Genomic DNA, 13,041 nt, shown 5'->3' on the forward strand with positions numbered 1-13,041 from the left:
CTAACTTCTCAAAATCTTTTCCATCGTTTTTCCTTTGGCTAATTCATCGATTAATTTGTCTAAATATCGAATTTTTTGCATCAATGGATTTTCAATTTCTTCCACACGATAGCCGCAAATTACACCTTTTATTTTAGCCGCATTTGGATTAAACTTTGGTGCATTTTCAAAAAAATCCTGAAAGTTAGTTTTCTTTGTTAAAATTTCTTCCAAATCTTTTTCAGTATAACCTGTTAACCAAAAAATAATTTGATCAACTTCCGTTTTTGTTCGGTTTTTCTTTTCTGCTTTCGTGATATAATGCGGATAAACACTTGCAAAAGACATTTCGATTACACGCTGAAAATTTTTATCATTCATTTTTTAAGAATATTATAGAGGATAAATTTCGACAATTAATTTGATAAAATCTCACTATTTTCATCGATTGTGATTTATAGATTTTGAGTTAAATTTGAGTATGAAATTTTTATTTAGATTTTTAACACTGTTTACGATAATTAGTTTGGTTGGATGTATTTCTGAAACCAAAAAATCACCAATTGATTTTTATTATTGGCGAAGTAATTATTCGGTGAATGAAACAGAGAAAAAAGCGGTTGATTCACTAAAAGTGGAAAATATTTATGTTCGTTTTTTTGATGTGGATAAAAAGTTGAATAAAATTTCTCCAGTTGGAATTATTCAGAATTTTGATGCAACGAAGCTCAATGTCAATTATATTCCGACGGTTTTTATTACCAATCAAACTTTTCTGAATACTTCAAAAGATCAAGTCAAAATTTTAGCAAAAGATGTGTATAATTTTTTGAGTGAAACGGCTGAAAGAGGAAGTCTGAAAAACTTCAATGAAATTCAGATAGATTGTGATTGGACGAAATCTACGCGAGAAAATTATTTTATGTTTTTGTCAGAATTGAAACATATTTCGGGCAAAAAACTTTCAGCGACTTTACGTTTGCATCAAGTCAAATTTAAAGAACAAGAAGGTGTTCCGCCTTTAGATAAAATGGTTTTGATGTGTTATGCAACAGAAAATCCAACCGATCAATCTGAAAATAATTCGATTTTAGATTTGAAAATAGCAAAAGATTATTTAAAAAACTTGAACGATTATCCAATCAGATTAGATGTTGCTTTGCCAATTTATTCGTGGGCAATTTTGACAAATCATCAAGGAAGAATAAAATTAATCAATTCCTTTTCGGAGCAAGATTTGATATGAAAACCTGTAAAGAAAATCAGAAATGGATTTTATGAAGTGGAAGATGATTTTTTTGTTCGAAATTTTTATGTGAGTAAAGGTTTTACAATAAAAGTTGAAAGGATTTCTCCCGAATTATTAGTTGAAACAAAATCATTTATCGATACAAAATTATCTTACAATTATCGCTTGATTTATTATCATTTAGACTCAAAATTTTTGAAAACAATACCAACACAATTATGAAAAAAATAGTACTTACTTTATGCTTAACTTTTGGTTTAACCAAAGTATTTGCGTGTGCTGATGGTGGTGGAGAAGATTATTATTACTACAATCTTTTTTCGCAAACATTAAGCGAAGCACCGCAATATCAGCCATTTTTGATGACTTTGGATAATCCATATTATACAATGGATGCAAATCAAAAGAATGAAAATATTTTGGATTGGCAAAAAACGTTGGGAATTAGCTATCAACAAGCATTTGAGTTGGTTTTTAAAGCATCGAAACAAGAAATTGATATGATGGTAAAGAATGGAAAATCGTCGAATTCGAACTATAATTTTGCAACAACAGATTGGGTAAAAAAGAATAAACAAAGTTTACTTTATCTGTCGTATGCTAAGTATTTAGAGCCTTACATGGCTTTTTATTACATCGATAATGGTGAATGGTCGTATGTCGATCGTCCCGAAAAAAATGTCAATAATCTAAATTATAAAAAAGTTCTTGAAGTTCTAAAGAAAAGTTGGAATGCAGAAACGGACAAAGAATTAAAAATCCGTTATGGTTATCAATTGGTACGTTTTGCGCATTATTTCCACGAATATAAAGATGCCATCAACTATTTTAATATGTATGTGGCTTCGCAAGGACTCAAAAATTCGATGTACTATTATGCATTAGATCAAAAAGGTGGAGCGGAGCGTGCACTTGGAAATTATATTCAAGCGAATTATGACTTTTTCGAAGTTTTTTCTCATTCGAATGATCGAAAAATGAGTGCTTATCAATCGATGCGCGTGACAGAAGATTTGAATTATGAGAAAATGTTAGCCAATGCCAAAACGATTCAAGAGAAAAATGATTTGTATTTGTTAATTGGTTACAACGATTTTTCGAATCCGTTGGCGCCTGCAAAAAAAATTATTGCAAATGATGTAAATGCGCCACAAGCGAGAATTTTATTTGCGCGTTCTATCAATTTAATTGAGCGCGAATATTTGCAACAAAATCCTGAAGATTATTATTGGGATTCGTCGCAAGTGCGAAAAAAATACACGGATTTGTATTTGCCTGTAAAAGCGAATAACGATTATTATGGAAGTTCTGATGAAAATTCGAAAGATGAAATTCAGATTAATGAATTAATTTCTTTGGCAAAATCGCAAGCAACAAAAGCTAATGACAAAGAATATTGGAATTTATCGGTGGCGTATCTTAATTTATTGAACAAAAATTTTGCGGAAACAAAGGATTATTTAGCAAAAGTAAATTCAACTTCGAAAGAATTTCAACAACAGAAAAAAGTGATTGAAATTTTATTAGAAATTTTCGAACAAAAGAAAATTACAGATAGTTTTGAGAATCAATTGATGCAAAAATATGCGTCGATTTTGAATTATGAATATCCAAAATTACCAGAAGATGTCTATGGTTATTCGGATGAAGATGATCAAAAAATGAACTTGAAAAATGTGATTTTAGATGTTTTAGCAAATCGATATTTTTTGCAAGGTGACAAAGGAAAAGCATTTTTGATTCATAATGAAATTACACAATTAGGTTCAAATCCAGATTGGACGATTATCAATGATTTAGATAAATTGGATAAAAAATCGAATAAAACAGCTTTCGAAAAATATTTGATTAATGCAAAAGTAAAATCGAGTTCATGGGATTGGAGAACAGAAAAATCAAAAGAAATTCAGTTTAAATTATCAGATTATTTAGCCGATTTCAAAGGAACATTGTATTTAGGCGAAATGAAATTTGATTTGGCGAAAAAAGAATTTGAGAAGATTGATCAAAAATATCACACGTCAGAAAGTGCTTATTTTGTTTATGATTACGATTATACAACAGAAAAAGAGAGCAAAACTTGGGTAGAAAATCAGTTTGATGGCTATCATAATATTCCGAATAAAATTTTTGGTTACAATAAAATCGAATGTTTCAATTGTGACGAAAATCAAGTGATCGCAACACCATATTTGAATGAATTCAAATTTATCAAACCAAAAATGTCAAAATTAGAATTGACAAATGCGATGATTGAATTGAATAAAATAGCAAAGAAGAATACCGAAGAAGCTGCAAAAGCGAATTATTTGTTGGTGAATTTCTTTTACAATACGACGACTTTAGGCTATTATCGTTATTTGTTGACATTTGATCGAAACAATGATAATGGACCAAAATTTAATAATTATGGTGATCAATATGAAGCGACAAGCAACTTCTTTTACAAAAGTTTCGGTTGGGGTGGAAACTACGTAGATAATTTTACGCCGTCAGAAAATTATTTGAAAAAAGCTTTTGATTCGACAAAAGACAAAGAAATGAAAGCGCAAATTTTGTTTGCATTGTCTAAGAATGAACAAGGAAGATTTTATAATGCAAAAGACCCTGTGTTGAAACGTTTGTACGAAAATCAATATGATAACGAAGATAAAATTTTAGGGTTTAAAGTGGCAAATTATCGTTCTAATTTTAAAAATTTGAAACAATATTCGGACACGAAAACATATCAAGAAATAAAATCAAATTGTAAATATTTCGATTATTACACAAATAACTTTTAATAATTAAAACGCTTCTAATTTTAGGAGCGTTTTTTGTAATGTGATTTTTGACTAAAATAGATTATTATGAAATGTTTTGTAACTCAAGAACCAATTAATCGCTACGAAGCTGTAAAAGGAAAAGAAATTCAGCAAGAGATTTTTAAATTGATTGAGCAAGATTATCCAGCAATTACCGAAGAAGATTATGTTTCGATAAAAATATTGAACAAATATCGTCGTCAATTTTTTGCAAATTTGATTTCGCAAGAAAAAGGTGAAATGGAAAAATTGGATCAAGATGTAGTAGAAGCAATTCGTGATAATTCTATTCTTTCCGAAAATATAAAAGAAAATACATCAAAGCCATTGACAACAGGCGATAGAATTGCAGATAAAGTAGCGTCTTTCGGAGGAAGTTGGACATTTATTATTTCGTTTTTTATTTTCTTATTGGCTTGGATGTTTCTTAATTTCTGGATGTTGCACAACAAAGGTTTTGATCCCTATCCATTTATTTTACTCAATTTGATTTTGTCTTGTTTAGCAGCAATACAAGCTCCAATTATTATGATGAGTCAAAATCGTCAAGAAGATAAAGACCGTGATAGAGCCGAACATGATTATAAAATTAATTTGAAAGCCGAACTGGAAATAAAATTATTAAGCGAAAAAATAGATCATTTATTGGTTCATCAGAATAAGAAATTATTAGAAATACAGGAAATGCAGATTCAATATTTAGAAAATATCGAAAATCAAATTCTTCATACAAAAGATAAAAAAGAAAATAAAAAGGAAGAATAATGGATGATTTTATGTTTAAAGTGATAAAAGACTTAATTATCTGAACTGAAACATTTCCATTTATTTTTCTTAAATTTGAACTTTGAAAAGTATAAACAAACAAAATAATCAAAATGTCAAAATCATTTGCTCAAATTCCTCACGCTGTTAACGAAGAGGTAAAATCATATGCTCCTGGAACGCCAGAGCGTGCGCAATTATTAGACGCATACAAAAAAATGTTTAACGAGGTAACTGAAGTTCCTCAATACATTGGTTCTGAAGAAATTTTTTCAGGAAATAAAAAAGAAATTCGTCCTCCACATGACCACCAAAAAGTTGTTGGTTATTTCCACGAAGGAACACAAGATGATGTAAGAAAAGCGATTGATACAGCTTTAGCTGCAAAAGAAGCTTGGGTTGCAATGCCTTGGGAAGATAGAGCGGCAATTTTCTTGAAAGCTGCAGATTTGATTGCTGGTCCTTACCGTGCAAAAATAAATGCTGCAACAATGATTGGTCAATCTAAAAATGCAATGCAAGCAGAAATTGATTCAGCTTGTGAGTTGATTGACTTTTTACGTTTCAATGTACAATACATGACAGAAATTTATGCAGATCAACCAATTTCTTCTCCTGGAATTTGGAATCGTGTAGATTATCGTCCATTAGAAGGGTTTACTTTTGCAATTACTCCTTTCAACTTTACTGCAATTGCTGGTAACTTACCATCTTGTATGGCTTTGATGGGGAACGTTGTAGTTTGGAAACCTTCTGATAAACAAACTTTAGCTGCTAAAGTAACAATGGAAGTGTTCAAAAAAGCTGGTTTACCAGATGGTGTAATCAACATGATCTTAACTGATGGAGCAGAAACTGCAAAAACAGTTTTAGAACATAAAGATTTTGCAGGTTTACACTTCACAGGTTCTACAAAAGTTTTCAATACTTTATGGAAACAAATTGGAGATAACATCAACAATTACAGAACTTATCCACGTATCGTAGGAGAAACAGGAGGAAAAGATTTCGTAATGGTTCACAAATCAGCTTGTCCAACAGAAGTTGCTGTAGGTTTAGTTCGTGGAGCGTTTGAATACCAAGGACAAAAATGTTCTGCTGCTTCTCGTGCTTATATTCCATCTAACTTATGGAGCGAAGTTGAGAAACAAATGAAAGAAATGTTAGCAACTGTTACATTAGGATCTCCAGAGGATTTCTCTAATTTCATGACAGCGGTTATCGATAAAAACTCTTTCGAAAAATCTAAAGCATATATCGATCGTGCACAAGCATCTTCTGAAGCTGAAGTTGTAATAGGTGGTACTTATGATGATTCAGTTGGATATTTTGTTCAACCAACAGTTATCAAAGCAACGAACCCTAAATATGAATCAATGGTAGAAGAAATCTTCGGGCCTGTATTATCAGTTTATGTTTATGATGAAAATGAATTTGAAGCAACTTTAAAATTAGTTGACGAAACTTCTGCTTACGCATTAACAGGATCAATCTTCGCGAAAGATCGTGCTGCTGTAGAATTAGCTGCTAAAGCATTGAAAAATGCTTGTGGAAATTTCTACATCAACGATAAACCAACAGGTGCAGTTGTAGGACAACAACCATTTGGTGGAGCACGTGCTTCTGGTACAAATGATAAAGCAGGTTCTGCAATGAACTTGTTACGTTGGACTTCTGTTCAAACAATCAAAGAAACATTTGTTCCTGCAAAAGATTACAAATACCCATTCTTAGAAAAATAATATTTTCGAGATATAAAATTAGAATAAGCCTTACATTTGTAGGGCTTATTTTTTTGGTATGAATGATAATTCGGAAAAAGCAATCAAAGCTTCAATTTTTAGTATTGTAGGAAACGCTTCTTTGGCTGGAATTAAGTTTTTGGCTGGTTATTTTGGGAATTCTTACGCACTTATTGCAGATGCAATCGAGTCTTCGGCAGATGTTTTTTCTTCTATATTTGTTTTCTTTGGACTAAAGTATTCTGCAAAACCTGCAGATGAAAATCATCCTTACGGGCACGGAAAAGCAGAAGCGTTAATCACATTTTTAGTGGTTACTTTCCTTATTGTTTCTGCGATTATCATTGCAAAAGAAAGTATTAACAATATTATTACACCACATCATCAGCCCAAACCATTTACCTTATTAGTACTTGGAGGAATTATTTTATTCAAAGAATTATCGTTTCAGTATGTAATGCGAAAAAGTGTTGAAACCAATAGTTCTTCTCTAAAAGCAGATGCTTGGCATCATCGTTCGGATGCAATTACATCGTTAATGGCGTTTATCGGAATTTCGATTTCATTGGTAATGGGACCAGGTTGGGAGGCAGCAGATGATGTTGCAGCACTTTTTGCATCAAGTTTTATTTTATATAATGCGTACAAAATCCTTCGACCTGCGTTGGGAGAAATTATGGATGAACAATTGTACGAAAATGAAATTGAACAAATCAGAGAAATCGCTTCGCATGTTCCTGGTGTTATGGCGACTGAAAAATGTAATGTGCGTAAGAACGGAATGAATTATTATGTGGATTTACATGCAATAGTCGATGGAACGATTTCGGTAGTGGAAGGACATAAAATTAGTCATGATCTGAAAGATGCTGTACAAGCCAAAATGCCACAAGTAAAAGACGTTTTAGTGCATATAGAACCTACGTTTGTTTCGGTTCGAGAATATTTTCGAACAAATCACATTGAAGATAAAAGAGTGGAGGAGTAAAAATAAATCAATTTAAATAAAAAAAGAGAAGCAATTGCTTCTCTTTTTGATCTTTTAGTTGGTTAATAAAAAATCATAATATATATAAAAGGTCGATTTTAGAATAATTTGAAACCAATACCAGTACTGATTAACCAAGGATTAAGATCTACATCTGCTGGTACATAAACTTGTTTGTCTAAAGCTGCACCAACTGTAACGTCTGTGTTTAAGTATAATTTTTTAACATCTACGTTCCAGTATAATTTATCATTGATTTTGTAATCAAATCCTAATTGAAATCCGAAACCTACATTGTTTTTGTAATCTACACTAGTTACGGCTGCGTTTCTCCCTTTTCCTTGCCCTTGATCATAGAAGATTGTATAATTAATTCCAGCACCAACATAAGGTTTTAGGTTTTTGGTTGGATACAAATGATATTGTACATTAAGAGTTGGAGGTAACAGCATTACTCGTCCCAAATCTAAATTTCCTAATGCAGTATTTACCGCTACAACTTCGTGTTTAGATGTTCCTAAGATTAATTCGGCCGCGATATTTTTTGTAATATAATAGGTAAAGTCAATTTCTGGAATAAGATTGTTTGTAACCGCTACATTTCCACCTATTGCTTCTATTTTAGCATCTTCCATAGGAACTACACCAGTTGCTCTTACACGCATATGTAATTCACTAGCCTCTTGTCCAAATGAAATTGCTGATGCAAAGATTGCTCCTACTATTAATAGTCCTTTTTTCATAATGTTTATTTTATTTTTCGAAACAAAACTCGGATTAATTCATCCGAATTAAAATGTCAAATATCATTTCCGAAAATGACTTTAAACATTTGTTTTTTTTAAGGATATTATTAACTTAAACACGCTGATAGTCAATTATTTTTAATGAGTAAAAATAATCGTAAAAGAAAAACTTTTCACTTAATAGAAATTTATTACTTTTGGAGGAAAGTCATAAAAAAACAAAAAAACTCAAAAAAATGGATTTCTTAGAAAATGAAAATTTATCATTAATCGCGCAATCGGCAAGAGATTTTGCAAAACAATACATTCAACCGAATATAATGGAGTGGGATGAAGCTCAAACTTTTCCAGTTGAAGTTTTCAAAGAACTTGGAAAAATGGGATTCATGGGAATCGTTGTTCCAGAAGAATATGGAGGAAGTGGTTTGTCATATGATGAATATGTATCAATTGTAGATGAAATTTCACAAGTTGATCCTTCTATCGGTTTGTCTGTAGCGGCACATAATTCACTTTGTACAAATCATATTTTAGAATTCGGTAACGAAGAACAAAAACAACGTTGGTTACCAAAATTAGCAACAGCAGAATGGATTGGTGCTTGGGGATTAACAGAGCACAACACAGGATCTGATGCAGGAGGAATGTCTACAACAGCTGTAAAAGATGGAGATGAATGGGTGATTAACGGAGCAAAAAACTTTATTACACATGCAATTTCTGGTGATGTTGCGGTTGTGATGACAAGAACAGGAGAGAAAGGAGCTAAAAATAACGCGACAGCTTTTGTAATAGAAAAAGGAACGCCAGGTTTTACATCGGGTAAAAAAGAAAATAAATTAGGAATGCGTGCTTCGGAAACGGCAGAGTTAATCTTCGATAACGTACGTGTTTCGGATGCAAATCGTTTAGGAAATGTTGGTGATGGTTTCAAGCAAGCACTTAAGATTTTAGATGGTGGTCGTATCTCGATTGCAGCTTTATCTTTAGGAATCGCGAAAGGAGCATACAAAGCAGCATTGAAATATGCACAAGAGCGTCATCAATTTGGAACTGCAATTGCAAATTTCCAAGCAATTAACTTTAAATTGGCTGAAATGATTACAGAAATCGAAGCTTCAGAATTATTAATTCGTAAAGCATCTTATTTAAAAAATCATAAAAAACCAATGACGACAGAAGGTGCAATGGCAAAATATTATGCATCGGAAGCGTGTGTTAAAATCTCGAATGAAGCAGTTCAAATATTTGGTGGATACGGATATACAAAAGATTTTCCAGTAGAGAAATTCTACCGTGATTCTAAGTTGTGTACAATCGGTGAAGGAACAACTGAGATCCAAAAATTAGTGATTGGAAGAAATATTTTGAAAGATTAATACAAAACGATTTGTTTAATTACTAAAGAGTTGTATATTTGCCATCTCAAAAAGAAATAGATAAAATTATGTTGATTATACCAGTAAAAGACGGAGAGTCAATCGAAAGAGCTCTAAAAAAATACAAAAGAAAATTTGATAAAACAGGTGTTGTACGTCAGTTAAGAGCACGTCAACAATTTACAAAACCTTCTGTTACAAATAGAATTAAGATGAGTAGAGCAATCTACAAACAAGCCTTAATCGAAAAGGAGGAAGCATAAATTGCCGTTTTAAACGATATAAAGAAATTAATTTCTGTTGACCTATTTATTAAAGTTGTAACTTTGATGAATAGGTTTTTTTATGGAATTTATTCAACTATTCTTAGATTATTTAGCGCTCGAGAAAAACTATTCTACGCTAACAATTACTAGCTACAAAAGAGATTTGGACGATTTTGTTGAGTTCTATCAACAAGAAGAAAATTCGTCAGAAATACAACTTGCAACAAAAAATCATATTCGTGCATTTGTGATGCATTTATCAGAATTAGAAAAGTCTGAGAAAACAGTTAATCGCAAATTAAGCGCTTTACGAACGTTTTATAAATATTTGGTCAAAGAAAATCATCTTTCCATTAATCCAATCGAACAAATTCATTCACTCAAACAAAATAAACAAGTTTTGGTGCCATTTACAGAAGCAGAGTTGAATGATTTGTTGAATAATGATGAATTTTTCCCTGACACATTCGAAGGTTTACGTGATCGATTAATGATTGATGTAATGTATCAAACAGGAATTCGACGTGCCGAATTAATTGGTTTGAAAGAAAATGATATCGATCCGAATACACTTTCTATAAAAGTTCTTGGAAAAAGAAATAAAGAACGCATAATTCCTATTTCTACCTTTCTGTTAGAGGATTTGGCGAATTATAACACTAGAAAACATAACGAAATTACTTTACAATGTACGAATGTTTTTGTAACAGAAAAAGGAAAACCTTTGTACGATAATCTTGTTTATTCGAAAGTAAAATACTATCTTAGTCTTATAAGTGTAAAACATAAAAAAAGTCCTCATATGTTGAGGCATTCATTTGCGACTCATATGTTAGATTCAGGAGCAGATCTGAATGCAGTAAAAGATATTTTAGGGCATTCAAGTTTGTCATCGACTCAAATTTATACACATGGGAGTATAGAAAATTTAAAAAAAGTGTTTAACAAAGCTCACCCGCGTGAGAACAAAAAAGAGTAATTATGACAATTAACTTTCAAGCAGTAAACTTCAATACTAAACCAGGTTTAGAGGAGTATTTAGAGAAAAAATTAGAAAAATTAGAAACTTTGTCAGACAAAATCATTGCAGCGAATGTTTCTTTTAAGTTAGAGAATACTGCAGAAAAAAATAATAAGACAGTTGATATTAAGTTAGAAGTACCAGGAGATGACATTGTTGTGAGTAAAACAGGACAGTCTTTTGAGGAATGTATTGATTTGGCGGTAGATACATTAAAAAAATTAATTATCAGAAAAAAAGAAAAAATTAGCGAAAGATAAAAAATAACGAATTGACTAAAAAAAGAACCTAAAAATTTGGTTAATTCAAAAAACAACGTAAATTTGCAGTCCGTTAAACAAACATATTTAACGGATTGTTCTTTTAAATAATGCTTTTAAAAACAAAAATGCCGATGTAGCTCAGCTGGCTAGAGCAGCTGATTTGTAATCAGCAGGTCGTGGGTTCGAGTCCCTCTATCGGCTCAAGGTTTTTAGAAGAACAAAAAAATAAGGCGGGGAGATACTCAAGCGGCCAACGAGGACGGACTGTAAATCCGTTGGGTAACCTTCGCAGGTTCGAATCCTGCTCTCCCCACAAACTTAATTTTTAAAATTTTTTGTGGTTTAGGATTTAATCTTTAAATTTGCAAAGCTTTTTAGAAGTAAATGCGGGAATAGCTCAATTGGTAGAGCGTCAGCCTTCCAAGCTGAATGTTGCGGGTTCGAGTCCCGTTTCCCGCTCAAATTCTGGTTCGTCCAGTATAGTTAATCTTTTAAGTAGTTGTTGAGACTCATTTAAACCAAGGTTAACGCGAGTCAAAAATTAATATCTTTATATAAATCAAAAAGTGTATTTTTACACTTGAAAATAATTTAAAGTTATTTTTTTAATTTAAGTATAACAATAGAAATTAATAAAAAGTAAAATGGCAAAGGAAACTTTCAACCGTAATAAGCCGCACTTAAATATTGGTACTATTGGTCACGTTGACCACGGTAAAACAACTTTGACTGCAGCGATTACTAAAGTATTAGCTGATGCTGGTTATTCAGAAGCAAAAGCTTTCGATCAAATCGATAATGCTCCAGAAGAAAAAGAGCGTGGTATTACAATTAATACATCTCACGTAGAGTACGAAACTGCTAACCGTCACTACGCACACGTTGACTGTCCAGGTCACGCGGATTACGTAAAAAACATGGTTACAGGAGCTGCTCAAATGGATGGTGGTATCTTAGTAGTAGCTGCTACTGATGGTCCAATGCCTCAAACTCGTGAGCACATCTTATTATGTCGCCAAGTAAACGTTCCTCGTATCGTTGTTTTCTTAAACAAAGTTGATATGGTTGACGATGCTGAGTTATTAGAGTTAGTAGAAATGGAAGTGAGAGATTTATTATCTTCTTACGAATATGACGGAGATAACACTCCAGTTATCCAAGGATCTGCTTTAGGTGCATTAAATGGTGAGCCTCAATGGGTTGAAACTGTATTGAACTTAATGAATAATGTTGATGAGTGGATCGAGCAACCAGTTCGTGATCAAGATAAACCATTCTTAATGCCGGTAGAGGATGTATTCTCTATTACAGGACGTGGTACTGTTGCTACAGGACGTATCGAGGCTGGTGTAATTAACTCTGGTGATCCAGTTGACATCGTTGGTATGGGAGAAGAAAAATTAACTTCTACTGTAACAGGTGTTGAAATGTTCCGTAAAATCTTAGATAGAGGTGAAGCTGGTGATAACGTAGGTTTATTATTACGTGGTATTGATAAAACTGACATCCGTCGTGGTATGGTTATCGCGAAACAAGGATCTGTTAAACCACACAAAAAATTCAAAGCTGAGGTTTATATCTTAACCAAAGAAGAAGGTGGTCGTCACACTCCATTCCACAACCGTTACCGTCCACAGTTCTACGTACGTACAACTGACGTAACAGGGGAAATCAACTTACCAGAAGGAGTTGAGATGGTTTTACCAGGAGATAACTTAACTATTACAGTTGAATTATTACAACCAATCGCATTAAACGAAGGTTTACGTTTCGCAATCCGTGAAGGTGGACGTACAGTTGGTGCTGGTCAGGTAACTGAAATTTTAGACTAATTAGTCA

Annotated in this window: 12 protein-coding genes and 3 tRNA genes; 13 read left to right on the plus strand and 2 right to left on the minus strand. The window is 32.4% G+C overall.

From position 1 onward, the window contains the following. Entirely contained in the window at positions 1-360 is a 360-nt protein-coding gene (locus N5D03_RS01770; protein ID WP_280050771.1) for a DUF2200 domain-containing protein, read from the minus strand. A 100-nt stretch (positions 361-460) separates the two neighbouring features. Between N5D03_RS01770 and N5D03_RS01775 the strand changes: the two genes are divergently transcribed. The 5 genes from N5D03_RS01775 (at position 461) to N5D03_RS01795 (ending at position 7,527) form a co-directional block, all read left to right on the plus strand. After that, positions 461-1,225: a hypothetical protein gene (locus N5D03_RS01775; protein WP_280050772.1), complete on the plus strand. Its 765-nt coding sequence runs from the start codon at positions 461-463 to the stop codon at positions 1,223-1,225. A 221-nt stretch (positions 1,226-1,446) separates the two neighbouring features. Beyond that, a complete protein-coding gene (locus tag N5D03_RS01780) occupies positions 1,447-4,011 on the plus strand; it encodes a hypothetical protein (RefSeq protein ID WP_280050773.1) in 2,565 nt (854 codons plus the stop codon). Between the two features lie 66 nt (positions 4,012-4,077). After that, positions 4,078-4,797 carry a DUF1003 domain-containing protein gene (locus tag N5D03_RS01785; RefSeq protein WP_114998848.1) on the plus strand — a complete coding sequence of 240 codons (720 nt, stop codon included), beginning with the start codon at positions 4,078-4,080 and terminating at the stop codon, positions 4,795-4,797. Positions 4,798-4,910: 113 nt separating this feature from the next. Then, positions 4,911-6,539 (plus strand): L-glutamate gamma-semialdehyde dehydrogenase, encoded by a 1,629-nt coding sequence (gene pruA / locus N5D03_RS01790; protein WP_125349439.1) that lies wholly within the window; start codon positions 4,911-4,913, stop codon positions 6,537-6,539. Between the two features lie 58 nt (positions 6,540-6,597). Continuing rightward, positions 6,598-7,527, plus strand: coding sequence for a cation diffusion facilitator family transporter (locus N5D03_RS01795; RefSeq protein ID WP_125349438.1), 930 nt, complete (start codon positions 6,598-6,600; stop codon positions 7,525-7,527). Positions 7,528-7,625: 98 nt separating this feature from the next. On the opposite strand, the gene N5D03_RS01800 is transcribed toward N5D03_RS01795, so the two are convergent. Next, on the minus strand, positions 7,626-8,270 hold the full coding sequence (locus tag N5D03_RS01800; RefSeq protein WP_280050774.1) for an OmpW family outer membrane protein: 645 nt from the start codon (positions 8,268-8,270) through the stop codon (positions 7,626-7,628). A 239-nt stretch (positions 8,271-8,509) separates the two neighbouring features. Between N5D03_RS01800 and N5D03_RS01805 the strand changes: the two genes are divergently transcribed. The 8 genes from N5D03_RS01805 (at position 8,510) to tuf (ending at position 13,034) form a co-directional block, all read left to right on the plus strand. After that, entirely contained in the window at positions 8,510-9,652 is a 1,143-nt protein-coding gene (locus tag N5D03_RS01805) for an acyl-CoA dehydrogenase family protein (RefSeq protein WP_038331167.1), read from the plus strand. 68 nt (positions 9,653-9,720) lie between these two features. Further along, a complete protein-coding gene (gene rpsU, locus N5D03_RS01810; RefSeq protein ID WP_038331168.1) occupies positions 9,721-9,915 on the plus strand; it encodes a 30S ribosomal protein S21 in 195 nt (64 codons plus the stop codon). A gap of 82 nt (positions 9,916-9,997) precedes the next feature. Beyond that, a complete protein-coding gene (locus tag N5D03_RS01815; protein ID WP_125349436.1) occupies positions 9,998-10,897 on the plus strand; it encodes a tyrosine-type recombinase/integrase in 900 nt (299 codons plus the stop codon). A gap of 2 nt (positions 10,898-10,899) precedes the next feature. After that, positions 10,900-11,199: a ribosome-associated translation inhibitor RaiA gene (gene raiA / locus N5D03_RS01820; protein ID WP_038331066.1), complete on the plus strand. Its 300-nt coding sequence runs from the start codon at positions 10,900-10,902 to the stop codon at positions 11,197-11,199. Positions 11,200-11,329: 130 nt separating this feature from the next. After that, positions 11,330-11,403, plus strand: a tRNA-Thr gene (locus N5D03_RS01825). Positions 11,404-11,434: 31 nt separating this feature from the next. Beyond that, a tRNA-Tyr gene (locus N5D03_RS01830) sits at positions 11,435-11,515 on the plus strand. Positions 11,516-11,588: 73 nt separating this feature from the next. Continuing rightward, positions 11,589-11,661, plus strand: a tRNA-Gly gene (locus N5D03_RS01835). Positions 11,662-11,846: 185 nt separating this feature from the next. Next, positions 11,847-13,034, plus strand: a complete 1,188-nt coding sequence (tuf, locus tag N5D03_RS01840) for an elongation factor Tu (RefSeq protein WP_280050775.1) — start codon at positions 11,847-11,849, stop codon at positions 13,032-13,034. Positions 13,035-13,041: the final 7 nt, after the last annotated feature.

This window comes from Empedobacter sp. GD03861, from assembly GCF_029840885.1.
Classification (GTDB): Bacteria; Bacteroidota; Bacteroidia; order Flavobacteriales; family Weeksellaceae; genus Empedobacter; species Empedobacter falsenii_B.